21 protein-coding genes and 2 tRNA genes are annotated in these 26,108 nt (G+C 40.7%); 13 read left to right on the forward strand and 10 right to left on the reverse strand.

Annotation, left to right across the window (positions count from 1 at the left end):
• Window positions 1–110 precede the first annotated feature (110 nt).
• The gene (locus tag F4W09_RS00580; RefSeq protein ID WP_016167008.1) at window positions 111–1,157 is read right to left on the reverse strand and encodes a methionine synthase; all 1,047 of its coding nucleotides are present in this window, start codon (window positions 1,155–1,157) and stop codon (window positions 111–113) included.
• 37 nt (window positions 1,158–1,194) lie between these two features.
• Window positions 1,195–2,187 (reverse strand): DUF1852 domain-containing protein, encoded by a 993-nt coding sequence (locus F4W09_RS00585; RefSeq protein ID WP_016167007.1) that lies wholly within the window; start codon window positions 2,185–2,187, stop codon window positions 1,195–1,197.
• Window positions 2,188–2,652: 465 nt separating this feature from the next.
• On the opposite strand from F4W09_RS00585, the gene F4W09_RS00590 reads away from it, so the two are divergent.
• From F4W09_RS00590 to F4W09_RS00605, 4 genes are all read left to right on the forward strand, one after another.
• Window positions 2,653–3,183, forward strand: coding sequence for a hypothetical protein (locus F4W09_RS00590; RefSeq protein ID WP_151503694.1), 531 nt, complete (start codon window positions 2,653–2,655; stop codon window positions 3,181–3,183).
• A gap of 397 nt (window positions 3,184–3,580) precedes the next feature.
• Window positions 3,581–4,789: a 2-octaprenyl-6-methoxyphenyl hydroxylase gene (ubiH, locus tag F4W09_RS00595; protein ID WP_151503695.1), complete on the forward strand. Its 1,209-nt coding sequence runs from the start codon at window positions 3,581–3,583 to the stop codon at window positions 4,787–4,789.
• Window positions 4,786–6,024 (forward strand): FAD-dependent monooxygenase, encoded by a 1,239-nt coding sequence (locus F4W09_RS00600; RefSeq protein WP_151503696.1) that lies wholly within the window; start codon window positions 4,786–4,788, stop codon window positions 6,022–6,024. The genes ubiH and F4W09_RS00600 overlap by 4 nt, the downstream gene beginning before the upstream one ends.
• A 168-nt stretch (window positions 6,025–6,192) precedes the next feature.
• Entirely contained in the window at window positions 6,193–6,441 is a 249-nt protein-coding gene (locus F4W09_RS00605) for a hypothetical protein (RefSeq protein ID WP_016167002.1), read from the forward strand.
• Window positions 6,442–6,507: 66 nt separating this feature from the next.
• Here F4W09_RS00605 and rsmI read toward each other — a convergent pair whose 3' ends face one another.
• Window positions 6,508–7,344 (reverse strand): 16S rRNA (cytidine(1402)-2'-O)-methyltransferase, encoded by an 837-nt coding sequence (rsmI, locus tag F4W09_RS00610; RefSeq protein WP_016167001.1) that lies wholly within the window; start codon window positions 7,342–7,344, stop codon window positions 6,508–6,510.
• A gap of 347 nt (window positions 7,345–7,691) precedes the next feature.
• Between rsmI and F4W09_RS00615 the strand changes: the two genes are divergently transcribed.
• Genes F4W09_RS00615 through F4W09_RS00625 form a run of 3 tightly spaced genes read left to right on the forward strand, consistent with a single transcriptional unit; the run spans window position 7,692 to window position 9,750 of the window.
• On the forward strand, window positions 7,692–8,120 hold the full coding sequence (locus F4W09_RS00615) for a YraN family protein (protein ID WP_044738434.1): 429 nt from the start codon (window positions 7,692–7,694) through the stop codon (window positions 8,118–8,120).
• 60 nt (window positions 8,121–8,180) lie between these two features.
• Window positions 8,181–8,876 (forward strand): BON domain-containing protein, encoded by a 696-nt coding sequence (locus F4W09_RS00620; RefSeq protein WP_016166999.1) that lies wholly within the window; start codon window positions 8,181–8,183, stop codon window positions 8,874–8,876.
• Complete coding sequence (locus tag F4W09_RS00625) at window positions 8,866–9,750, forward strand: alpha/beta hydrolase (protein ID WP_151503697.1); 885 nt, start codon at window positions 8,866–8,868, stop codon at window positions 9,748–9,750. Before F4W09_RS00620 ends, F4W09_RS00625 begins: the two co-directional genes overlap by 11 nt.
• Here the strand turns inward: F4W09_RS00625 and nudC are convergent.
• From nudC to dnaQ, 3 genes are all read right to left on the reverse strand, one after another.
• Complete coding sequence (gene nudC, locus F4W09_RS00630; RefSeq protein WP_016166997.1) at window positions 9,739–10,512, reverse strand: NAD(+) diphosphatase; 774 nt, start codon at window positions 10,510–10,512, stop codon at window positions 9,739–9,741. The genes F4W09_RS00625 and nudC overlap by 12 nt on opposite strands.
• Complete coding sequence (locus F4W09_RS00635) at window positions 10,512–12,161, reverse strand: chemotaxis protein (RefSeq protein WP_104441667.1); 1,650 nt, start codon at window positions 12,159–12,161, stop codon at window positions 10,512–10,514. Before F4W09_RS00635 ends, nudC begins: the two co-directional genes overlap by 1 nt.
• Window positions 12,162–12,286: 125 nt before the next feature.
• Complete coding sequence (gene dnaQ / locus F4W09_RS00640) at window positions 12,287–13,666, reverse strand: DNA polymerase III subunit epsilon (RefSeq protein ID WP_151503698.1); 1,380 nt, start codon at window positions 13,664–13,666, stop codon at window positions 12,287–12,289.
• A 219-nt stretch (window positions 13,667–13,885) separates the two neighbouring features.
• On the opposite strand from dnaQ, the gene F4W09_RS00645 reads away from it, so the two are divergent.
• From F4W09_RS00645 to F4W09_RS00670, 6 genes are all read left to right on the forward strand, one after another.
• Window positions 13,886–17,089, forward strand: coding sequence for a LysM peptidoglycan-binding domain-containing protein (locus tag F4W09_RS00645; protein WP_151503699.1), 3,204 nt, complete (start codon window positions 13,886–13,888; stop codon window positions 17,087–17,089).
• A gap of 77 nt (window positions 17,090–17,166) precedes the next feature.
• On the forward strand, window positions 17,167–18,954 hold the full coding sequence (locus F4W09_RS00650; protein WP_243793436.1) for an extracellular solute-binding protein: 1,788 nt from the start codon (window positions 17,167–17,169) through the stop codon (window positions 18,952–18,954).
• Between the two features lie 75 nt (window positions 18,955–19,029).
• On the forward strand, window positions 19,030–20,094 hold the full coding sequence (locus tag F4W09_RS00655) for a microcin C ABC transporter permease YejB (protein ID WP_151503701.1): 1,065 nt from the start codon (window positions 19,030–19,032) through the stop codon (window positions 20,092–20,094).
• Window positions 20,094–21,104, forward strand: coding sequence for an ABC transporter permease (locus F4W09_RS00660; RefSeq protein ID WP_151503702.1), 1,011 nt, complete (start codon window positions 20,094–20,096; stop codon window positions 21,102–21,104). Before F4W09_RS00655 ends, F4W09_RS00660 begins: the two co-directional genes overlap by 1 nt.
• Window positions 21,082–22,710: a dipeptide ABC transporter ATP-binding protein gene (locus F4W09_RS00665; protein ID WP_151503703.1), complete on the forward strand. Its 1,629-nt coding sequence runs from the start codon at window positions 21,082–21,084 to the stop codon at window positions 22,708–22,710. Before F4W09_RS00660 ends, F4W09_RS00665 begins: the two co-directional genes overlap by 23 nt.
• A gap of 60 nt (window positions 22,711–22,770) precedes the next feature.
• Window positions 22,771–24,015, forward strand: coding sequence for an NADH:flavin oxidoreductase/NADH oxidase family protein (locus F4W09_RS00670; protein ID WP_151503704.1), 1,245 nt, complete (start codon window positions 22,771–22,773; stop codon window positions 24,013–24,015).
• Between the two features lie 2 nt (window positions 24,016–24,017).
• Here F4W09_RS00670 and F4W09_RS00675 read toward each other — a convergent pair whose 3' ends face one another.
• The 4 genes from F4W09_RS00675 to F4W09_RS00690 form a co-directional block, all read right to left on the reverse strand.
• Window positions 24,018–24,716 (reverse strand): glutathione S-transferase N-terminal domain-containing protein, encoded by a 699-nt coding sequence (locus tag F4W09_RS00675; protein ID WP_151503705.1) that lies wholly within the window; start codon window positions 24,714–24,716, stop codon window positions 24,018–24,020.
• A 132-nt stretch (window positions 24,717–24,848) separates the two neighbouring features.
• A tRNA-Glu gene (locus F4W09_RS00680) sits at window positions 24,849–24,924 on the reverse strand.
• A gap of 42 nt (window positions 24,925–24,966) precedes the next feature.
• Window positions 24,967–25,042 (reverse strand) — tRNA-Glu (locus F4W09_RS00685).
• 126 nt (window positions 25,043–25,168) lie between these two features.
• Window positions 25,169–26,062 carry a lipase family protein gene (locus tag F4W09_RS00690; protein WP_044740759.1) on the reverse strand — a complete coding sequence of 298 codons (894 nt, stop codon included), beginning with the start codon at window positions 26,060–26,062 and terminating at the stop codon, window positions 25,169–25,171.
• Window positions 26,063–26,108 lie beyond the last annotated feature (46 nt).

The raw sequence follows: 26,108 nt of genomic DNA on the forward strand, positions 1-26,108 counted from the left end.
CAATTCGGTCATATAACAACTGGATTAGAAGGTATTCTAGGGGAGCGCTGACGCATGCTTTTTACTGAGATAAGAGCTACCCATTTTAGCTAATGCGTAGCTCTTTCACATCATGCGATAGATGCGTATGAAGTCGAAAGTTCTTTACGAATGATTTCAGCACCTGCACTTAAAGCATTGAGTTTACCGCGTGCCACTTCACGTGCCAAAGGTGCCATACCACAGTTCGTTGATGGGTAAAGTTTATCTGCATCAACAAATTGAAGTGCTTTACGTAAAGTATTGGCAACTTCTTCTGGTGTTTCAATGGTATTGGTTGCAACATCAATCGCACCCACCATGACTTTTTTACCACGAATCAGTTCAATCAGATCCATTGGTACACGTGAGTTTTGACATTCAAGTGAAACGATATCAATTTTAGATTTCTGAAGTTTAGGGAATGCTTCTTCGTATTGGCGCCATTCTGAACCTAAAGTCTTTTTCCAGTCGGTATTGGCTTTAATGCCGTAACCATAGCAAATATGCACTGCAGTTTCACACTTTAAACCTTCAAGAGCACGCTCTAAAGTTGCCACACCCCAATCATTTACTTCATCAAAGAACACATTAAATGCAGGTTCATCGAACTGGATGATATCAACACCAGCAGCTTCGAGTTCTAAGGCTTCTTGGTTCAAGATTTTGGCAAATTCCCAAGCCAGTTTTTCACGGCTTTTGTAGTGACCATCATACAGCGTATCAATCATGGTCATTGGGCCAGGCAGTGCCCATTTAATTGGTTGGGTGGTTTGGCTGCGTAAAAATTTAGCATCTTCCACAAACACTGGCTTTTGACGAGAAACTGCACCCACCACTGATGGCACACTGGCATCATAACGGTTACGGATACGAACTGTTTCGCGCTTCTCAAAATCCACGCCATCTAGATGTTCAATGAACGTGGTCACAAAATGTTGGCGGGTTTGTTCGCCATCACTGACAATATCAATGCCAGCATGTTGCTGTTCTTGCAATGACAGACGTAAAGCATCTTGTTTGGCTTCAATCAGTTGCTCACCTTCAAGTTTCCAAGGTGACCAAAGTTTTTCAGGTTCTGCAAGCCAAGAAGGTTTTGGTAAGCTGCCAGCCGTTGATGTTGGTAATAAAATTGCCATTTTAAATCTTCTATCTCTATGTTCTATTTCAGGTAAATTAAGCAGCGTTACGCTCTACGTTGTAATTTGCAGCCCATTGCTCAAGAATATCTCGGTAAGGCTTAATAAAGTTTTCTTCAGTCCATTTGCCTTGTTTGACTGCGAGCTGACCACGTTCAACTCGGTCATAGACAATGCGCGTCAATGAATAATCGGGGTACTCTAAACTTGCCTGATAAACTTGAGCTGCTGATGAATTTGCATTGTAAATTTCAGGACGATAAATTTTTTGGAACGTTTCCATGGTGCTAATCGCGCTGATCAGTTCAAAATCGGTGTAATCACGCAGTAAATCACCCGCAAAATAGAATGCTAAAGGTGCCACGCTTCCTTTCGGCATAAAGAAGCGAACCTGTAAGCCCATTTTGTGGAAATACTCATCGGTACGTGAGTACTGATCTTGTTTATACTCAACACCCAAAATCGGATGTTCATTGGTCGTACGGTAATATTTACGTGCGGTTGAAACACTCAAACAAATCACAGGTTGTTGATTAAACTCAGCTTTAAAGGTATCAGAATTCACTAAATATTGATAAAGCTTGCCATGTAAATCACCAAAACCTTCAGGTGCATACGAGGTTGAGTTCTCTTTATTATGTTCTTTAAGTACCACACTAAAATCGTAGTCACGTACATAAGAAGAGAAGCTATTGCCAATCATGCCTTCAATACGCTGATTGGTATGATGATCGATAATAGTGCTTTTCAGCATTTCAATGATTGGGAAGGTTTGACCATTGCCTTCAATATCTAAATCCGCAGAAATAATATCAATTTCAAGCGAATAACGATCACCATTTGAGTTATCTGTTTGCGCTAAAGCATTAAAACGATTGTTAATCATTCGAAGCGTATTACGTAGATTTTGCTCACGGCTTTCACCACGCGCTAGGTTAGCAAAGTTAGTCGTTAGGCGTGTGCTATCTGCTGGTTGATAGTTTTCATCAAAACGAATGCGTTTGATTGAACATGCAAACTCTTTACTCATGGTGATGGTCATCCTAATTTTTGAGATTAAATCTAAATTTCTTGAATGGTGTAATTTATACCGTAATCACAACATGAATAAAAATGATTTAGTCTCAACCTAAAGTGAGTAAAATTCATGTTTTGGGTTTAAGCCACACTAAAATAGGCGTGTTTTCGTATTGGTTTTGCGCGAGAATATAAAAATTAGGGATAAGCTACCGACTTGTTTCCAAGTCGGTATTTTGTGAATTTTTAGTGGTATTTGTGTTTTTAAGTTATTGATATTTATTTTAAATTTTTATTTTTTGGATGATGATCATTATATTGAATAAGATGATTTAAAATTTAACGTATATGAATAACTTTTTTGTCTCAAATTAGGACCTTATTTTATTTAAATTTCACCTAGTATGACAGAAGTGAATAAAAATAATGCTATAAGAATATATGTCTAATTACTGTTAAATAATTGTGAGAATTGATTATGAGCATAAATATACAAAATTCTATTGAATTGTTTTTCCCTCTTTTCCAATTGGGAGATAATCGTTCTCTACTTGAATGTGATTTTTATGATACTCATTATGGGTATTTTGACCAAATTGATGATGATTATTTATCTGCAATACAATTGTCAGCAGAAGGCTTACTTCTGGAATATGGTTTTGATTGGCCAGAATTTTACATACAAGTTGGACTAGAAGCTGTTCGTTCACGTAGTAGACCACAAGAGGGTATTAAAACATGGAAAGATGTAAGTTTTGAATATTTATACTATTTTGGACAAAATTGTGGTTATTTAAGCTCAGAAGGATTTAAATTCTTTTTACCTGCTGCTGTCTATCATTTTCTAACAAGTGATCAAAATAAAACTTATATGGATTGTTTTATTTTTAGATTGGAATCACAATGGGAAAAAGATAATCGCGTTTTTAATGATGCTCAAAAAAAATTTATTATTGAGTTTGTAAGAGAAAATTATAAAGAGAATATTTCTTGGATTACTATCATTTAATATTAAATAGGAAAATTAAGTTTATCTAAAATTAACATAGTACAGGTCATACGAAATTTTTATAATTAGCTTTTATAATTCAAAATCTTATACTTTAGCTTACAGACCTAATCCTCGCCGATTGGGCTTTTTCATGATTATTCACGTTCCACGATTACAATTTGGTCAAAGTTCCATAAGTTTGATAAGTGAGCCTAAACAGTATCTTAAATAAGTTTTTAAAGAGCAGACACAACATTCATTCTCAAAATCATGGTAGGACCCTTTACCTTGATCGTACGTAAAAAAGTCCATTTCATTATAAAAATAAAACGCTTTGATGTAATATAAAATCCATTAAAACTTATAGGTATTTTGAGGTTTCCTCCTTCGAATACGCCATAAAAAGGATACAAGCATGCAGCAAGAAGTCGTCATTGTCGGTGGTGGAATGGTTGGGCTGAGTCTGGCACTCATGTTGGCGAAAGCAAATATTGCAGTCAAACTGCTTGAAGCCATCAAATACCCAAATTATGATGACATCAATCTTGCGCCTTACCATTCTAGTTTCGATGCACGAAACAGCGCTTTGTCACGCCGTAGCGTGCAAATTTACCAAGAACTGGGTTTATGGGATGCCTTGCAACAACATGCAACACCAATTTTACAAGTACATATTACTGAAGAAGGCAGCTTTGGTAAGGCGCGTTTAATTGCAGAGCAAGAGAAAGTCGAAAGCTTTGGACAAGTCATTGAAAATGCGTGGTTAGGGCGTGTGTTACTAACTCAAGTTCGCCAACAGCCATTGATTGAATTGATTGATGGTGTGCAGGTCACCTCACTTACCCAAGATGCAGAGCATGCTTATATTGAAGCGCGACGTGGTGAAGAACAGTTGCAACTACAAGCCAAGTTGGTGATTGCGGCAGATGGTCGAGATTCGTTCTGTCGTCAAGCTTTGGGTATTGGTGTATCTGAGCATGATTATGATCAAGTGGCGATTGTCACCACCGTACAAACTTCGAAACCGCATCAACATATTGGCTTTGAGCGTTTTAGTCCTCTTGGGCCATTGGCATTGTTGCCTTTACCGGGTGAATACCGTCGTTCAGTAGTTTGGCCTGTGAAAAAGGGCACAGAGCAAGAGTGGTTGGGAGAAGAAAATGATCAACATTTCTTGGATGCTTTGCAGCAAACCTATGGTGACCGTGCAGGAAAATTCCAGAAAACAGGCAAGCGTTTTAGTTATCCATTGTCACAAGTTTTAGCAGAAAAGCAGGCAGTAGGGCGTGTCGTGCTGATGGGAAATGCGGCACATACCATTCACCCTGTTGCAGGACAGGGTTTTAACCTGTGTATGCGTGATGCTTATGTATTGCTGCGCTATTTAGAAGCACAACAGAGTGCGGGTGCTGACCTCGGTGAACCAAGTATTTTACTTGAATATGAACAAGCCCGTTTAAAAGATCAGCAACGTGTAATTAAGTTCTGTGACAGTGTAGTACGAGGTTTTAGCAATCAAAATCCGATGCTGAAATTATTACGTAATACAGGACTGATTGCTTTCGATTTAATTCCAGGTATTAAACCATTGGTGGCTACCTACGCAATGGGACTAAAAGCATGAGCCAAGTTTTAGATGTCGTGATTGTTGGTGGTGGTTTGGTTGGTGGATTGACCGCCTTGTTGTTGGCTCAAGGTGGTGTACAAGCTACGGTTTTAGATGCAGCACCAATTTTGGATGAGGGCAAGGTTTTAGCAGTTGCTAATCCACGTGTCTTGGCACTGAGCCAAGCGACGATTCATTTACTTAAAACAGTAAAGGTTTGGGAATTACTGGCACGCCAGATGCCCTATAGTGGTATGCAGGTCTGGAATAAAAATGGCTATGGTGAGATTCATTTTGGGGATGTCGCAGAAAAAACGCCTTCCATAGAGCAAGCATTGGGTTCAATGGTTGAGCCGAGTATTTTGAATTTAGCCATTCAAAAACGTATGTTAAGCGAAGTCAAAGACTATCGAACACAAGTTAAAGTTACGCGTGTAGAACGTGGTATTGGTGTTTGGCATATTCACTTGGCTGATGGTACACAACTCACCACCAAATTGGTGATCGGTGCTGATGGTGCCAACTCATTTGTACGTGAGCAGGCATTTATTGATCTGGATGTCTTGGATTATCATCAAGCAGGCGTGACCTGTGCCATTCGTACTGTGCAGCCACATCAACATGTGGCGCGACAAATTTTCTTGGAAACGGGTCCGTTAGCATTTTTACCGATGGCAAGCCTAAAACCAGAGCAGGATGGTTATTGGCAGTCGATCGTTTGGACTTTGCCCGATGATTATGCCGAGGAATATACTGCACTAGATGATCAAGCTTTTTTACAACTGCTGACACGAGAAAGTCAGCACATGTTAGGTGAAGTTTTAGAAGCAACACCACGGGCGATGTTCCCGCTGAAAGCCCGAGCTGCACAGCAATATGTGACTTCGGGGTTAGCTTTAATCGGCGATGCAGCACATGTGATCCATCCGTTAGCAGGTCAAGGGGTGAATATTGGCTGTTTAGATGCGGCTGTACTCAGTGATGCCTTATTACATGATTTATCGCGTGGAGTCTGGGCGCATGAGCAAACCTTGCAACGTTATGAACATCGCCGTAAAGGCCAGAACGATGCCATGATGCATAGTATGTCGGCCATTGGTTGGTTAGAAACTACGGAATTCTTTCCGATCATTTGGGCGCGTAATTTTGGTTTAAAACAAGTTGAGCAACAACCTGTATTGAAAGATGCTTTTATGATGCAAGCGAATGGTTTGCAGGCACTGAAAAATACCCGTTATGCAAATTCGCTTTAAACAGATAATTTTTAGACATCTAGTTAAATCTGATTACGAATTTGATTAAAAAAAATACGATTTTTTTGCATTAAGTACTATGCGAAAGCGATTTAGATTGATAAATTTCATCGTAATTCGAAAGCAATTCGAAATGAAGTAAATAGAAGTCATTGTGGGGAGAGAAAGATGACGGATATGAATGATTATGACGACGTAGAAGACTCAGCAGTGGATGAGGATGAAGCGAAGGCTGCTGAAAAAGGTGCATCTGACGAAGCTGAAGGTGCTTCTGATGGTGATCTTGCTGAGGCAGAAACATTAACCGTGACTGCAAAGCAAAAGCAACGTCAGGCTTTAGAAGATGAAGTGGCTGCATTTTTGGCACGTGGTGGACGTATCACCGAAGTTCCACCAGACGAATCTGCACACGACTAATCTAGCAGAACTAAAAACCACTCCTGAGAGTGGTTTTTTATTAGGTAGAATATCAAAGCCTTGGTTTTATTTTGCAGTTAGCTCTAAAGCACGTTGATACGCCACTTTTTTCTTAATCCCAGTCAAATCCGCAGCCAGTTGCGATGCAGCTTTGACGGATAAATCCTGTAAAAGACGGGTGAGAAGCTGGTCTAATTTCTCTTGTTCCATGTCTTTTTCTTGTGTTGCACCACCAACCACCAGCACAATTTCACCTTTTTGCTGATTATGGTCCGACTCAATAAACTTGACCAGTTCTCCCAAAGTCATTTTGCGAATGGTTTCAAAAGTTTTGGTAATCTCTCGAGCAAAGCCGACGGGACGGTCTGCACCAAACACATCAGCCATATTTTTGACACATTCCAAAATTCGATGAGGGGCTTCGTAAAAAATTAGGGTTTGTGTTTCGTCTTTCAACTTTTCAAGTTGTAATAAACGTTGTGAAGCTTTTGAGGATAAAAAGCCTTCGAAACTAAAACGGTCACTCGGTAAACCTACTGTACTTAAGGCAGCAATCGCGGCGCAAGCGCCAGGCACTGGAATTACACGAATGCCGTGTTCCTGAGCAGCACGAACCAGTTTAAATCCCGGATCACTAATTAAAGGGGTGCCTGCATCACTAATTAACGCCATATTTTCACCTTTTAACAGGCGTTGCACTAACACATCAATTTTGTTGCTTTCATTATGGTCGTGGCAGGCGGTCAGCGGTGTTGAAATATTAAAATGCTTGAGTAATTGTGCCGATGTGCGTGTATCTTCGGCTGCAATAATGCTTACTGATTTTAGGGTTTCAATGGCACGAAAAGTCATATCATCTAAGTGCCCGATAGGGGTTGCTACAACGAATAACTGAGCACTCATGTGAAGTCTCCATGCCAAAATAGAATTTAAAAAGAATGACGCGATGTAAGTGATATGGGAGTCTGAATCCGCAAACGCGTTAGAATACTTGCATTCTACCTGAATCCATTGCTTAGACGCGAATTAGATTCTGTGAAGATCTTATATTCAATGCTGGCATGTAAACGAATAGTATTTGAAACTTGGCATATTTTGATAAAAGGCAGATGGTAATGTTCTAATTGCCTGAATTGATGATATACATTTGAGATTGCATCTGAGCTTCAACTAAAATAAAAAAGGCAAAAAGTTTGATATTCATTGCATTACAACAAGAAATAAGTGGGTTTTACTGAGTGGAAGAAAAATTGAATCTTAAAACAACATCACAAGCTTTGGGGGATTGGGCAGAACAGCAAGCTTTAATTCTTTTGCAGCAACAAGGCTTTCAACTCGTGCAAAGAAACTATCATAGCCGATATGGCGAGCTAGATTTGGTTGTGCAACAAGGTGAAGAATTACTTTTAGTTGAAGTGAAGGCACGAGCGTTGACCCGTTATGCGCATGCCAATGAAGTGGTATCACTTTCAAAACAGCGCAAACTCATCAAAACAGCGTTATGTTTTCTGAATGAATATCCTGAATATCAGCAGTTCTATTGTCGATTTGATGTAATTTGTTTTGATTTTTATCAACAATTTGCAAAAACAGTACAGTATGACTTTTCAAGTTTCACTTATGATCAGCAATGGATAGAAAATGCTTTTACTTTTGATTCAGAGTTCATTAATCTTTGAAGTAACAGGAAGCATCAATGCTATAGAAAAATGAATGAAATAAGTGAGGAGTCTTGCTGAGTGTTGAATCGTATTGCAATGACAGTGCTTTGTGTCGCAGGTCTAAGTTTATCAGGCTGTGCGAGTTTTATTTCAGGTGGTACAGGGACTGCACCAGTTGGAACTGAAAGTGGGGTACGCTCATTGGGTCAGGTATTTATTGATTCCTCAATTGAACGTACAGCGAATATTAATTTATACAAATTAGACTCTCGTTTTAAACAGTCGCGTGTCAATATTGAAAGTTTTTATGGCAATGTGCTTTTGACAGGACAAGTCCCAGATCAGCATTTAAAACAATTGGCTGAAGACAATGTCCGTGCGATGAGTGACGTAAAAAATGTGCATAATTTTATTACCGTGGGTGATAAAATTGGATATAACACCATCATGCAGGATGCGTCCGCCACAGCAAATACCCGTGGCTTGATTATGAAAGCCCCTGTGGTTGCCGACAGTAAAGTTCGTGTACATACAGAAGATGGTGTGTTGTACGTGATGGGGCGTTTGAATAATGCTGAAATCAATGATTTGAACAACGTGTTACAGCAAGTGGGTAATGTAACCAAAATTGTGACATTGGTTGATAATGTCGATCAAGGACAGAAATCGATAAATTCTAGTTTTGTAAGCCCAGTCGCAAGCAATGCGCAGCCTGAAGTTCAAACGCCTGTAGCTATTGACCCAGATCAGGTAGAACCGACGAATGTTCAATAAATCCGAATATTGGATTAAACAGTTAAATGACACCATGGGTAATGCGAAAGACTTTATTCGAGACTTTCGCATCTACGATATTGGTAGTTATGCATTAAATCAACTCACACCGCGTGAGGGATATACACTGCATGAAAATATTGCGTATGGTTTAAAGGCACGGCATCGTCTCGATTTATTCAAAACGCATAAACCACAGTTAAATCAACCTTTAATTATTTTTGTGCATGGTGGTGCTTGGACACATGGCGATAAAAGTTCATATCGCTTTGTGGGTGAAGCTTTTGCCCGTGAAGGTTATGACGTTGCAGTAATCAACTATCATCTTGCGCCACAGTACATTTTCCCGAGCTATGTAGACGATTTAACCCTTGCACTCAACTTTTTGAGTCTGCATCAGCAAAAATTGGCTATTCGTACCGACAATGTTGTACTTATGGGACATTCTGCAGGTGCATTTAATGTGATGTCTGCGGTTTACCATCCGCAGCAGTATGAATTGCAATGTCGCGCACAAATTCGTGCCATCATCGGGGTGGCAGGCCCATATCATTTTGATTATAAGGGAGATCCGTTATGTGCCGAGGCGTTCGATCAAAGCGTCCCTTTTCAGCAAGTTATGCCTTATTACTTTGTGGCATCGAATAGCATTAAGCATTATTTGCTCATGGCTGAAAATGACCAGATTGTGGGACACAACAATACGGAAGATTTTGACCGAGTACTGAAAGAAAAAGGCAATCACAGCAAAATGATTGTAATTCCACGCACAGGACATATTACGGTAATGGGATCAGTCTCGAGTTTATTCAGTCGTTATTTTGAAACTAAAGAACAAATTTTGGTTTCTATTGAGGAAGCCTTAAAGCCATAGATGTGTGTCATCGGCAACAGGATGACCTTGAGTCACATGCATAATCATGGCGTGTGCGATACTTCCTTTGAATGGAATTTGAGGAAGTTGGTCAAATTTGAAAAATTGGGCATCACTGATTTCTTCTTCTTGTAATTGAATATCACCCGCAGCATATTCAGCACGGAAGGCAATCATTAAATTACTTGGGAAGGGCCAAGGCTGGCTTGCTAAATATTGAATATTTTTGAGTTTTAAGCCGACTTCTTCTTCGGTTTCGCGTCGTACCGCATCCTCTAAGGTTTCACCAACTTCGACAAAGCCTGCAATCAAACCATACATATTGTTGGTATTCTTGGCATTTTTAGCTAAAAGAATTTCATCTTTTCCGCGTGTGATTACCGTAATAACACAAGGTTGTACCCGTGGATATTGATGATAATGGCACGCAGGGCAGACCATCGCATATTCATTCGCATGAACCTGAGTTTCATGTCCACAATGGCTACAAAATTTATGGTTGCGACGCCATTCTAATAGCTGCATGGCACGACTGGCCTGTTCAAACTCTTTAGTGGTCCATTGAGTCAACAGTTGTCGAATGGGTACCAATTGCAGTCCAGTTGGAATGTTTTCATTGGCTTGCAAATCACGGGCAATAACAGTATTGCCCGTATGTAAGTGTAAATCACTTGCCAAGCGTTCAACTTTAGGCAGTTGGAGATGTTCATCAACCAGAAGTTGTTGTTGATGAAAAATATAGGCAAGTGATAATTCAGACATTAGGCAACTACTTCGGCATTAAGTTTCTGACTGCTGCTTAATGCTACATCAAACATCGAATGTAATACAGGCTGTTTATTCTTTAAATTATCAATCATCATTTCTGCACTCGCGAGAGTATCTAAAATGTAGTTGATTTCTTGTTCAGAAATACTGCTTGATGCTTCAATTTTTTGTTGCACAAATTGCGCAGCATTTTTTAATGCTTGCTGACCTTCACTGGCATTAAGGAAGAGTAAAGCACCGCTAATTTCACTGAGCTGTGTAGACAGGTTGCCTAATGCACCTAAGAATTGATCTTGAAGATACTGAATTAATGCAGCAGCAGCGTGATCAACCAATATTTTAGTTTCATTGAGTAAAGCATCATGAGCTTCATCTAGGCGATCTAGAGAAACATTCAAGTTGTTCACACGATGTTGTAAGCGATTTGAAGTATGGTGACGTTCTAATACCCCAATTGAATTCATGGCAGATAAAATACTTTTCATTAATTGCTGAGCAAAGTTTTCGTCTTTTAATACATCACTTTGATTCAATATTTCAACCTGACGTGATAAGTCTTGATATGCTTCATTCAAATTCAAGACTTTGAATATATTAGCCAATTCTTTGATTTTTGTCTGTAATTCTTGCGTTTTCTCAGGCGACATTGTTTGGTAGTTATATTCAATCTCATTGCGAATTTGTGCCATTTCAGCGGTCACTAGTTCACTAATGTTATGCATGGTATTGAAGTCTGGACCATAAAGATGACGACTAAACACTTGGAGTTGCGTATCGGTTAAGGCATCTTCTCCAATATTCAACTGCTCACGGATGTTTTGAGATATCTCATCTTCTTGGCTAATACATAAACTGAGAATATTCGATAAATCTTTCAGGCTGGCATTGAAGTTTTCGGGCGCTTGGAGAAATGCTGCAATATTACGTTCAATATCAATCAAACTGCGTAAACGTGCATCTGTGAATAGCAGATTATCAATTTGATTAAATGCTACATGAACCAGTCCCCAATATTGTTGACTTGGTAATTGGTTGGCTAAACCTGCTAAATAAGTGCCCACAATTCGAATTGCTTGCAAATCAAGTTCGGTTTCTTGCTGCTGGAGCAATTTGTTCAATGCAAGTTTATATAAGCGGTGTACATATTCTGACTTTTCGAGTGTTGGAACATGAGCCAACTGCAATGTAGGTTCAATATGGTTCAACAGTGATTCAAGATGTTGACCTTCATGGGTAAGAGGTTTGCCTAAAGCCAATTCTAAGCGGTTTAAAGTATCGAGTAGAAATTGAGGAATTTTAACTTCACGCAGGCAGATAAACTCAATGTAGCGTTTTAGCATGGTGGTGCCTTCACTGAGCGCGATCACATCTTGCGTATTGATATTTTCAGGATGTGCCATGATTTTACGCATGAGTTCCGCAGCGTATTGAGCAATTTGCCCTAAGTTTGGCATATCAATTAAGACCAGAACCTGTGCACATTGTTCAAATTGATTCAGCGCATCATCAATACCAAATGGTAGAGTATGATCCTCTGCTAAGGTGCTGACCGCAGATTCAACTAACTTGATCGAGTTATCAACCTCATTTTTTATTATCAGTAAGGCTGTAGGATCAAAATGAATAGAGGTTTGGTAAGACATTTATCTGCACCTTTCCTAATGTATTATCTGTTTATGTGTGGCTGAGTTAGAGCGTTATTTCTTGTATTCAACTATAACTGATGTCCCCAAAGTTTAAATACAAAAAATAACAGAATCTCTAGAAATTATTTTGAAAAAAAGCAAGATTTGCCCTGTTTTTCCTCAATTTGTTTGACCCAAGTCTCATGTGCGGCCAATTCTTCGGCAGAGGGCAGAATAACGGCTAAGCCTGTTTCGTCAATTTGGCGTCGCCCACTTGTACCTTCCTGTTGTTCACTTTGTGATAGCGCATCGATATCAAACGACACTTGCCCACCCGTCATTGCCAAATAGACGTCTGCTAAAATTTCAGCATCGAGCAATGCGCCATGGAAAGTACGATCACGTTGTGCGATTTCATAGCGCCGTACCAAAGCATCCAAAGAGTTCTTTTGCCCAGGATGTTTGCTTTTTGCCATCGCTAAAGTATCTGTGACTTCGCAGACTTCGGAAAGTGCTCCATGACCTGTACGCTTAAACTCCATATTTAAGAAGTTCATATCGAAGGTCGCGTTATGCGCAATAATCTCGGCGCCTTTTAAGTAGTCAAATAAGATATCTGCAATTTCTGCATATTTGGGCTTATCTTTTAAAAAATCATCGGTAATGCCGTGGACATTGACGGAGTCCCCGACTTCCTTCTCAGGATTGATATAAATATGAATGGAACTGCCCGTGAGTTTGCGATTGATCATCTCAATTGCGCCAACTTCAATAATGCGATCGCTGTCCTGAAAGTAAAAACCTGTGGTTTCTGTATCTAGAATTAATTGACGTGGACCAAAGGCTTCGACAGTTGCAGGGGTAATTACAATATGTGGATGAGAACTGGTCGTTGTCGCTGTTGTAGAAGTCTGAGCCACTAGAGGAGCTTCCAGATGAATTATGGTCTCCGTGATTTCTTCAATGATTTCAGGTTCAGCCAATTCGGTTTCTTCAACTGCGAAATCTAGTCCGAAAGGGTCGTCAAATAACCAGTCGGACTCAGCTTTTTTTTTATCTTCCGTTGGACTTTCGGTCACTACGACTTGTGTTTTAGCTGCTTGGTCAGCGCCTAAATTCGCCAGTTGATCCGCCATTTCATTGCCGGGGTGACCTGCATGACCTTTAATCCAGTTCCATTCGATGTCTCGACCTTGGCAAACGCTATCGAGTTTTTGCCATAAATCTGGATTTTTGACATCTTTCCAGTTTTTCTTTTTCCAACCATGAATCCATTCAGTTATGCCTTGTTTGACATAGTTAGAGTCAGTCCAGATAATTAACTTGGCTGATTTTGGACAAGCGAGTACGCCTTCAATTGCCGCGGTCAATTCCATGCGGTTGTTGGTGGTCTGTGTTTCTCCACCAAAAATCTTGCGTTCTTCGGTTGCTGTAACGATATATGCTCCCCAACCTCCGAGTGCGCCATCCTTACCATTTCCACGACAAGCGCCATCGACATAGAGCGTAATTGTTTCAGACATAAAGGGTCATCCAGCCAGCAAAGAAAGTTAACAGAAGCAAATTCAATTTTATATTGTATAACGCATTTGTGCTTTGGAAGTGTATTACATGGTTAATTTTTAATTTCTTGTAACATTTATCATGGAATCGCGCTAAATTATTGCCTTGAGTCTCTGTCATGCTCCACTACAATGGCAGTGCTAAAAAATAAATTTTATACGAGTTGTTTGGATTTTTTTATGTATAAACCAACCACGTTCTTGTGGCAGCCCTCGGTTCCGACATTATTTAAGATTACTATATTGGGCTCTGCACTCGCTGCATTAGGATTAACCACAGGTTGTGCATCGAGCCAAAGTGCGACCAAGGCTGCCGCATCAAAACAGGTTGGCTCAAATTATTTAGATGCAAATAGTTTAGATTCTTTGGAAGATCTTTTATCTGCAACCGATATGCGTGCTGTAGAAGGGGATCGTTTACTTATTTTAAAACATGGTGATGTGTGGAAGCGCATGACTGTCGGTTTTAAAATGGATCTTAATCACTGGGATTCACGTATTGAAGCCCAGCGCAGTTGGTTCGTCTCTCGACAGCCTTATATTGAGCGTTTAAGTGCGCGCGCCTCACGTTATCTTTACCATACCGTAAAAGAAGCCGAGCGTCGTGGCTTACCGACTGAACTCGCACTATTACCAATTATTGAAAGTTCTTATGACCCTGCTGCAACCAGTAGTGCGGCAGCAGCAGGACTTTGGCAGTTCATTCCAAGTACGGGACGTATTTACGGGCTTAAACAGTCAGGTATGTATGATGGTCGTCGTGATGTAGTTGAATCTACCCGTGCGGCATATGAGTTCTTGGGTAGTCTGTATAACCAGTTCGGTTCTTGGGAATTGGCTTTGGCAGCGTATAATGCAGGTCCAGGTCGTATTCAACAGGCAATTAACCGTAACCGTGAGGCTGGTTTACCTACCGATTATTGGTCTTTACGTTTACCGCAAGAAACCATGAACTATGTGCCGCGTTTCTTGGCAGTTGCGCAAATTGTTAAAAATCCGAATGCTTATGGTGTGACATTACCACCGATTGCTAACCGACCACACTTTAGAGAAATTAGTGTAGGGCCAGCGAACTTAAATGATATTGCTGCGGTTACAGGTTTAAGTCGGGCGGAACTGTATGCGCTCAATCCAGGTCATCGTGGTGATCAGATTGATACGAGCAGCCCAATGCGTATTTTGATCCCTGCGGATATTAGTCCGTCGATTGATGCCAAGTTATCTAAATTGCAATCAAGTTCAGGTGGTCTATGGGCGAGTGCTGCACCAATGACCAATAGTTCGACTGCAACGGTGATCACACCAAGTAAAGCGACTCCACCTGCTTTGGTTGCAAGTAATAACCCGAAGACTACAGATACTAAGACCAGCACTTCAGTGACAACGAACACAGGTCGCCCTTTATCGACTACACCACGTGGTGCCGATGCATTGGCTGCTTTCGCTTCGAGTACTGTTGTTCCGAGCGCACCACGTATTCCTGTTGCAGTCACACCAGCCAAAGATGTGAAGCCTGTAAGTGTTGAACCGCCAATTTCTGCCGCGGAACGTGAGCAAATTATGGCGGCAGTTCAAGCTGAGGATGTCCGTAAAACTGTCGATCAGGTCTTGCAACCTGTAGCAACCAAAGCTGAACAAGAACAAGTGGTTGCAGAGATCAAACAGATTGCACCGCAAGGAACAGAAATTGTCGATCCTTATGATGGCAAGATTAAACTGACCGCAATTCAGACCAGTCAATCTGTAGCAGAGCAACAAGGTAAAGAGTTAACCAAAGGTTTTGCTTATCCAAAATCAGTAACAGACAATACCAAGTTAGACTCTGAAGAAGCTCAACTGAATAAAGACAAGAACTATGTGAAAACAGCATCTGAAGTGGTCGTAGTACCACCTAAAGGGAAACGTACCACTTATACAGTTCTGCCAGGTGATACCTTAGCAACGATTGCATTGAAAAACGGGGTGAACTGGCGTGACGTTGCCAAATGGAATCAGATTGATCCAAATGCGATGTTATATGTGGGCACCAGTATTTATTTATACGATGCTAAACCTGTTGCACAAGATCGCACTTCTAATAGCGCGAATAGCAAACCAGACAGTTATGTGGTGCAGGCCAATGATAATTTGACCAGCGTCGCAAACCAGTTTGGTTTATCGGTGAAGCAGTTGGCTGACTATAATGATTTGACCGTGACCAGTGGTCTGTTTGTGGGGCAGAAATTGTCATTAAAAGACAGTGGATTAACCACAGCGAAAAAGTCGACTGAAAAAACGACGACAAAGAGCACTATTAAAACTAAATCTTACGTAGTGAAACGTGGTGAGTATTTAAAACTGATTGCTGACCGTTATGCTTTGTCTAATCAAGAGTTGGCAGAATTGACACCTAGCTTAAATGCAGGTAGCAATTTAATGGTTGGACAAAAAATCAATGTTCCGATCAATACCGTAAATCAGGATGCAACGACATCGGCAAAAAATGTCGTGGCTAAAGTAGACAGTCCAAATGTGGATACTCACATTAAAACCGAAACCTATAAAGTTCAGCGTGGCGATACTTTATACAGCATTGCATCTCAGTCGAAAATTTCGCTCAGTGATTTGGCTGAATTGAATAAGATTTCAACCAACAGTGGTGTTTATGTTGGACAAACTATTAAAGTACCAGCAGGTTCTACTGTGCCAGAAAGTTATGTGGTGCAGTCAGGAGATAGTTTGTCCGCTATTGCCAGTAAATACAATTTAAACCAAGCCAATTTAGCGACCTTAAATGGCTTGAGTCGTAATGCCAATGTTCGTGTTGGACAGCGATTAAAACTCACAGGGGAAGTTCCTGAGATTGAACAGCCAGCTGAGAGTTCGGTTACTACAAAAGACCTTCATGTGGTGAAATCGGGTGAGACCTTAAGCAGCATAGCCAAGAAATATCACTTGCAGTTAAGTTATTTGGCAGCGCTAAATGACTTGTCAACCAATGCTTCGGTTCGTGTTGGACAACGTTTAAAAATTGAAGGTGATTTGCCGAGTAAGACCACGACCAAAGCTGATGCAACTGTGAAAAAGAGCAGTGCAAGCAGTAAAGATACTGAAAAATATACAGTAAAATCGGGTGAATCATTAAATTCAATTGCGAGTCGTACGGGTATTTCAGTTGCTGAATTGGCAAGTCTAAATGATATGAGTTCGCGTACTGGTTTACAGGTTGGTCAAACCATTCTAATTCCTAAAACGGTGAAAGAATATAAAGTGAAATCAGGTGATAATCTGATTCGCTTGGCTGCACGTTATGGTGTTGAGGCGAGTGCTTTGGCTGAAATGAATGATTTGAAGCCATCGGCGCAATTAAAAATTGGTGATGTGATTAAAGTTCCGAATCTTTAATTCGTTAATCTAAGATGTCAGATGTTCGTTTAACGAGCCAAAAAGTTGCCATACTATTGCTATGTTTAAGCAGTAGTATGGTGACGCAGCAGGTGTGGTCGGCTTTGCAGACTACGCCGTATATTGCTGTACATAGTCAGCCCCAATATACCAAACTGAGGGCAATGCCTTATGCTAACCCTCAGGCCCCAAAAGGCGGATATATCAGCACTGCAGCAACGGGTACTTTTGATAATCTCAACAGTATGAATGGCAAAGGTAGTGCAACAGAAGGTGTCAATTATTTATTCGATACGTTGATGGATAATTCCTTAGATGAATCTGGGGTGATGTATCCGTTATTGGCAGATCAAGTCACGTTTGACCCCGTAAATCCACAATTTATTATTTTTCATTTGAATCCTCGGGCACGTTTTAGCAATGGAACACCTGTGACGGCAGAGGATGTTAAATTCAGTTTTGATGCATATCAAACCAAAGCCAACTTGGGCTTACAGATGTATTTGTCGAATTTGGCGAAAACAGAAGTCTTGTCCAAATCACAAGTTAAATTTATTTTTAAGTCGAGCAAAAACAAGGAAATGCCACTGATTGTGGCGAGTTTACCCATTTATTCCAAATTAGATTGGAAAAATAAGGATTTCACCCGAATTACGCTACAGCCGATTTTGGGTTCTGGTCCTTATTTAATTGAACGCATTGACGCAGGGCGCAGTATTACTTATAAGCGCAATCCGAATTATTGGGCAAAAGATTTAATGGTCAATCGTGGTCGTTATAATTTTGATCGGCTGAAATATGTCTATTACCGTAATAATGATATTGCCTTTGAAGGTTTTAAGTCGGGACAGTACACTTTACATGAAGAAAAGAAGACCAAGACATGGGTCACGGGCTATCAATTTCCCGCTGTAACAGCAGGATTGGTCAAGCGATATAGTCATCGTTTAGCCCGACCCGTGGTCAATCAGAGTTTGGTCTTGAATACGCGGAAAGATCCATTTAATGATATTTATTTTCGTCAGGCATTGAGTTATGCCTACGATTTTGAATGGTTGAATAAAGCATTGTTCTATGGACAATATCAGCGTTTGCAAAGCCATTTTCAGAACAGCGAATTGGCAGCAACGGGACAACCGAGTGCTGCTGAGTTAAAATTATTACAACCTTATTTACCCAAGTTACATCCTGTGCAACGACAAGGTGTACTCTCCAATTGGCAGTATCCCAAATCGGATGCAGGTGGATTCAATCGCCCGAATTTACTCCAAGCACGTACTATTTTGCTGAAGGCGGGTTATCAATATCGACAAGGTCAGTTGTATGGTAAAAATGGACGGGCGATCCAGTTTGAAGTTTTGCTCTATCAAGAAGGTGCACAGCGTACGATTATGCCGTGGGTTCGAAACCTAAAAAAATTAGGTATCAATGTGAAACTGCGTCAGGTTGATGTCTCGCAATATATGGAACGGATGCGTCGTTACGAATTTGATGTGACCACTTTGGAAATGCCACAATCGCTTTCCCCTAGTAGCGAACAAGCACAAATGTGGAGCAGTAGTGCTGCACGTGAGTTTGGTAACTATAATTATGCGGGCATACAAAATGCCGCTATCGATGCTGCTGTTCAGCAGGTGATTCAAGCACCAAATCGGGAACAATTAATTCTACGTACCCGAGTTTTGGATCGCTTGTTGCGGGCAGGTTACTATCAAATCCTAACCTATGGTAAAAATGACAATTGGTATGCCTATTGGAATATGTATCACCAACCTAAAGTGAAGCCAAAATTATCTTTAGGCTTAGACTACTGGTGGAGTGATCCTGTGCAAGCCAAAAAAGTCAGTCAATTTCTCGGTAAGTAAGGCGAGAAATATGCCCGTCTTGAAAGATGTAACCAGATCGGGAAGGCAAATTATACAGAAGATAAGGATAAGCAATTGGGTACGTATATTCTAAAAAGGTTATTCCTGATAATTCCAACCTTATTTTTTATTCTGTGCATTAATTTTGCCGTGATTCAGATTGCCCCAGGCGGACCTGTAGAGCGTGCCATTCAGCAAGCAGAGTCTTTTCAGCGCTTGCAAGCCGCAAAAGCAGGTATCTCTACAGAAAACAGTAATTATCAGGGTGCGAAGGGACTCAGCGAAGAAATGATTCATCAGATTGAAGCCCAGTATGGTTTTGATCAGCCTGCGTATATACGTTTTGCCGTGATGGCTAAAAACTACTTGAGCTTTAATTTTGGCGTGAGTTTTTTTAAAGATAAACCAGTGACACAATTAATTTGGGAAAAAATGCCCGTCTCTGTTTCACTCGGGTTGTGGAGTAGTTTACTGATTTATTCTATTGCGATTCCCTTAGGAATTAAAAAAGCCAAGCAACATGGTTTATGGTTTGATAAAACCACCTCGCTTATTTTAGCCGTTGGCTATGCTGTTCCTGCTTTTGTTTTTGCTATTTTGTTGATTGTATTCTTTGCTGGTGGTAGCTATTTTCAATGGTTCCCGTTACAAGGTTTAGTCTCGGATAATTTCCAACAATTGAGTTTGCTGGGCAAAATTCAAGACTATTTCTGGCATTTAAGCCTGCCATTGTTAGCGATGGTTTTGGGCGGTTTTGCCAGTTTATCTTATTTGACCAAATATTCTTTTTTGGAAGAACTCAACAAACCTTATGTTTGGGCAGCCCGTGCCAAAGGTTTGAGTGAATCCCGTGTTCAGTATGGGCATATATTTCGAAATGCTGTATTGGTGATTATGGCGGGTTTACCTGAAGCATTGGTCAGTATTTTCTTTGTCGGCAATTTATTTATCGAGATTGTATTTAACCTTGATGGTTTGGGTTTGTTGGGATTTGAAGCCATTATTCAGCGCGATTATCCCGTCATCTTCGGGACGTTATTTATTTTTACCTTATTGGGCTTAATTCTGCGTTTAATTTGTGATGTGCTCTATCAATGGGTTGACCCACGAATTGATTTTGAATCGCGAGGAAAACACTAATGTCTCCTATGATCCAAACACGTCTACAACGTTTTCGACAAAACCGTTTGGGTTTTTTTTGCTTAATTTTATTTAGCCTGATTTTTGTGGTGTCCTTAGCTGCAAATTTAATTGCTAATGAAAAACCTTTATTGGTCAAATATCAGCAGTCTTTTTATTTTCCTGTATTTAAGAGCTATCCCGAAACCACATTTGGCGGGGTATTTGAAACAGAAGCTGATTATAAAGATCCTGTAGTACAGCAATTGATTGCTGATCAGGGCTGGGTGGTATGGCCCGTGATTCGGTACGCAGCACAAACGCCAAATTTAGATTTAGCTGTTCCTGTTCCGTCTGAACCGTCGACGCAAAATTGGTTAGGGACGGATGATCAAGGCCGAGATGTGCTCGCCAGAATTTTATACGCCTTGCGTGTTTCACTATTGTTTGGTTTTACTGTAACGCTATTTTCAGCGGTGATTGGCATCTTTATTGGAGCAGTACAAGGTTATTATGGTGGTTGGGTCGACTTAATTGGTCAAAGGATATTAGAAGTCTGGGGGGGGTTGCCCATGCTGTTTATGGTGATGATTTTAGTCAGTATCTTCACGCCGAGTGTGTATTGGCTATTTTTGATCATGTTGTTCTTTGGTTGGACCACGTTGGTGAATTTAGTTCGGACGGAGTTTTTACGTGCGCGAAATTTTGATTATGTTCGAGCTGCCCGTGCGCTAGGGATTTCTGATACTCGTATTATAGTTCGGCATATTTTACCGAATGTCATCAGTTCCAGTTTGTCACAGCTCCCTTTTATGTTAACTGCCAATATTACTGCTTTAGCTGCTTTGGACTTTTTGGGGCTTGGATTACCTGCTGATACTGCCTCCTTAGGGGAACTTTTGTTACAGGGTAAAAATAATTTAAATGCGCCGTGGTTGGCTTTATCAGGTTTCTTCACCTTGGCAATTGTCTTGTCACTTTTGATTTATATTGGGGAGGCTGCACGAGATGCATTCGATCCACGACAATAACCATGCAACAGGCGTGATTTTAGATGTCCAGAAATTGCATATTCAACACGAACAAACGACATTACTGGACAATTTATCCTTTCAACTGCATCGGGGTAAAACATTGGCTCTGGTGGGGGAGAGTGGTTCGGGTAAAACGATTAGTTGTTTAGCGCTACTAGGTTTATTGCCCTCAAGTTTGCTCAGATCAGGCAGAGTAAATTATGCTGATATTGATTTACTCAAACTTTCCGCACCACAATTACAGTCTATTCGTGGTCATAAAATTGCCCTGATTTTCCAAGACCCAATGGCAGCATTGAATCCATTACATCGGGTTGAAAAAATTGTTGGGGAAGCCTTAATTCTACAAGGCTTGTCTCAGCAGTTTGTCCGGCAGCGGGTGATACATTTATTAAATGATGTTGGATTAACTCAAACAGAAGCCCTTTTAAAGCGTTATCCGCATCAGCTTTCGGGCGGTCAGCGGCAGCGTGTGATGATTGCTGCTGCCTTAGCGTTAGACCCTGAAATTTTAATTGCAGATGAACCGACAACCGCTTTGGATGTGACCCTGCAAATACAGATTCTAGATTTAATTAAGACGCTGCAACAACAGCGCAAGATGTCACTGATTCTAATTAGCCATGATTTGAATTTGGTTCGCCAATATGCGGATGATGTGATTGTAATGAATCAAGGGCATGTCGAGCAACAGGGTGCTACCGAGCAGGTCTTTCAGCATCCTGCAACGGACTATACTCGTGAATTGATGAACCATAATTTTGGTGAGGCACTGGCGCCTGCTCTGACACCGACTCTACTGCAACTCGAACAGTTATTGGTACAGTATCCAATTAAACAGGGTTGGCTAAATCGTGTGACGGGACAGCAGATTGCGGTTGAAATTCCTCATCTAACCTTAATGCAAGGGGAATGTATTGGTATTGTGGGGGAAAGTGGGTCGGGTAAAAGTTCTTTGGCCTTAGCTATTGTGCGTTTGGTTCAGAGTCAAGGACAGATTCTATTTCAACAGCAGAATTTAAATGCCCTGAATCAAAAACAATTACGTTCGCTTCGTGCCAATTTCCAGATTGTTTTTCAAGATCCTTTTAGCAGCTTAAACTCACGTTTAACCGTACAACAGATTATTGCTGAAGGATTGACACTCGGTCATCAACATGAAAATCATATTGAAGCGAAAGTGAGTCAGGCTCTATTGGATGTTGAGTTGGATGATAGTTTCAAACACCGTTATCCTCATGAACTATCAGGTGGTCAGCGTCAGCGGGTGGCTTTGGCGCGAGCGTTGGTGTTAAAACCACAGTTGATGATCTTAGATGAGCCGACATCTTCTTTAGACCGTACGACACAACGGGCAATTGTGCAGCTATTGCGCCGTTTACAGCAGCAGTATCAACTAAGTTATTTATTGATTAGTCATGACCTACATGTAGTCCGTGCGATCAGTCAAAAAGTTTTGGTACTACGCGCGTCGCAGGTGATTGAAATGCAGACCACGGAAGCACTGTTTGCTCATCCCTTACACCTGTATACCCAGCAACTGATTCAAGCCAGTCAATATCATTCAACTGACAAAGTTGACAAAATAAATTGTCAGAAATAACTTGACCTCAGTAACAAACCGATTAGAGTAAAACATCTAAATAAAAATGAGGAAGTTCACATGAGTCATATTGCAGCGCCTTTGCAAATTCGAAATACAACCTTTAAAAACCGTATTATTAAAGGGGCAATGAGTGAGGCTTTAGCCAACCATGCGGGACAACCGAATCGATTACATTTAGGTTTATACGAAGCTTGGGCAAAAGGTGGCTTGGGCTGTGCTATTACGGGTAATGTCATGGTGGATTTTCGTGCCAAGAATGAGCCCGGTGTTGTAGTAGTTGAATCTGAACGTGACATGACTGAACTGAGTCAGTGGGCTGCTTTGGGTAAGCAATATGGGATGGTGCAGTTGGTACAGTTGTCCCATCCAGGGCGCCAATGCCCGAAAGGTCTAAATAAAGAAACCGTAGCACCTTCGGCAGTGCCATTTAGTCCAATGCTTGCCACCACTTTTGGTACACCACGTGAACTTCGTGAAGATGAAATTTTAGACATTATTCAACGTTTTGCCCATGCAGCGCAGGTCTGTGAAAAAGCGGGATTTGAAGGTGTGCAACTGCATGGTGCACATGGTTATCTGATTAGTCAGTTTCTCTCGCCCTTGACCAACAAACGTCAAGATCAATGGGGCGGTAGCATTGAAAATCGTATGCGCTTTTTGCTAGAAATTTACCAAGCTGTTCGTGCAGCGACATCAGATAACTTTATTATTTCGGTTAAACTAAATTCTGCGGATTTCCAACATGGTGGCATCACTGAAGAAGATGTGATTGCTGTGTTCAAAGCGATTGATGCAGTTGGAATTGACCTGATTGAAATTTCGGGCGGTACCTATGAAGCACCTGCCATGGCAGGTGCAAAAGAAGATAAACGTAAAGCCAGCACCATCGCTCGCGAAGCCTATTTCCTTGACTTTGCTGAAAAAATTCGTCAGCAGGTCAGTTGTCACTTGATGGTGACAGGTGGCTTCCGTACAGCACAAGGCATGAATGCTGCACTTGACAGTGGTGCCTGTGATTTTATCGGGATTGCTCGTCCATTTGCCGTAGAAACCGATTTGACCGAACGTTTATTGGTTGGGCAAGATGTCCGTTACGCGGTGGATAAGATTAAAACGGGTATTCCAATGGTGGATAAAATGGCCATTATGGAAATTATTTGGTATGCCGCTCAATTTAAGACCATTGCGCAGGGTAAACAGCCAAATCCGAAACTTTCTCCGCTTAAAGTGTTCTTCCATTATGTGAAGGGGAATTTAAAAGCCGTGATTCAAGGGCAAATCAACTCCCGCAAAAGTGCTTAATATTAGTTGGCTACGACCCAATACTGTTTGAAGATTGGGGCAGACCATTGACCTTTTGACAAAGCACGTTGAAAGGCAGGTCTGTCTTCAATCTGTTGTAAATAGGCATTGATCGCAGGGTAGTGCATATAACGGTCATTTAGATGGGTGCAAGCGTGTAATGGAAACCAGAGCAAGATATCTGCAATAGTCAATTGAGAGCCTGCCACCCACGGTTGTGTGGTGAGATGCAGATTGATCATTTGCATTTGTTGTTGCAGTAGGGGATTTAAATAGCCTTGATTAAATCCATATTGAATGGCTCGTGGAATAAAACGAATAAGCCAAGGTGTTCGGATCGCCAATTGGGAAAAGATCTGTTTTAATGCCAAATTTGGCATAAATGTGGCTTCAGCGAAGTTTTTCCAATAGTAGTAATCTACTAAGGCAGAACCGTCTAAATTTGTTGTACCTAAACTTTGCTGGCGAGCACTGAACCATTCGGCAATAGCGCTGGTTTCAGATAAGAAAAAAGTATGTTCAAGTTCTGTTATTTTGACTGTTGGAAATTTTGCTAAAGGATGTGCTTGCTGTAATTGATGCGTATTGGCATCGTCTAGTGTGTCGCAAACCAGAATGTCATAATCGAGACCAAGTTCTTCGAAAAGCCAGATAATACGTTGCGAACGTGAAGTAGGTTTATGATAAAGTTGAATCTGCATTTTGTTGTTTCAATTGCCTTTTATTCAATATGTTTTTTATTTTGCTCAAACAGAGCATAACTCAAAATATAGACATAAAAAAACCTGAGTCATTATGCTCAGGTTTTTTTAAGAGATAAACATCTCTGAATTTGGCGTCCCTACGGGGATTCGAACCCCGGTTACCGCCGTGAAAGGGCGATGTCCTAGGCCTCTAGACGATAGGGACTTAATGAGGCAGGTACTTCTGAAAACTAAACCATAAATTAATTGGCGTCCCTACGGGGATTCGAACCCCGGTTACCGCCGTGAAAGGGCGATGTCCTAGGCCTCTAGACGATAGGGACGTTTCAGAGGTGGGCGTATATTAGGGTGAATATAGGGGGGTGTCAAACATTTTTTTGAAGATAATTATTAAAAAAGGTTTGAGTGGGTAAAAAGAATACAAAATGTGGAAATACAATTTAGATTGTTTATTTTCCGAGCTTTAATGCATCCACAATGCTTTTAATAACAGCTGGATGTGCTAAATAACCTGTAATTTGATGAGGCTTATCTACAGGTGTTGTGATTGCTTGATTAATGATCGGTGGTTCAAAATTGAAAGGTGCTTCAGATAAGGGGAAGGCGGTCAGGAAATCATCAGGAGAATAAAAATTAAACCAATCACCATGTAGCTGTGGCGGTCGAGAAATCGGTCGATTCAGTTTTTCTTGAATCACCTTAAAGGCAAGCGGTGAACCGAGAGTAATAAAACGATGTACTCTAAAATGGTTAAATTGATGTAATAAGTTATAGGCAATGACGGTACCCAATGAATGCGCCACAATAATATGATCTTTGCTTGGATGAAGATGAGACATAATTCTGTGGTGAACTTCATGCATAAAATCAGAATTTGACAAGTATAAGTAGGTCTCGATGAGAAATTTATGCATGAGTGTCTCATGGAGTTTAGGGTAATGATTGAGGAACATGATCAATTCTTTGAATGCATGGTCTTTGGTGAGGGCTGTAATGACAGATAAACGCTGAGTAAGTGACTCTGATTGCTCTGGATTAAAACAAGGCAAAGGGGTAATACATGGGCTACGTTCTTGAACAATTGATGTGTTATGCCAAAGATGAAAAGGAAAATGTAAATGCGACAGTGATTTAGGAAGCATTGTGTTTAAATCTAAACTGTTATTGAGTTGGTGTTTGGTGAGTAAATCGCCATAAAAAGGGAGTTTGATATCTAGTGATTTAAGTTCGATATTTTGCTCGGCATGACTCAAGCCGGTTTTAAATAAATTTAACCAATGCTGTTTTAAAGTCTCTTCATCATAATTTTGTTGATTCATACCGTGAATAAAAATGATTTTCATACAGGGTCAGGCTTTTTATAACGAACATTGTTTATATTTAGCTTAA

The organism is Acinetobacter tandoii (assembly GCF_008867985.1).
GTDB classification, from domain to species: domain Bacteria; phylum Pseudomonadota; class Gammaproteobacteria; order Pseudomonadales; family Moraxellaceae; genus Acinetobacter; species Acinetobacter tandoii.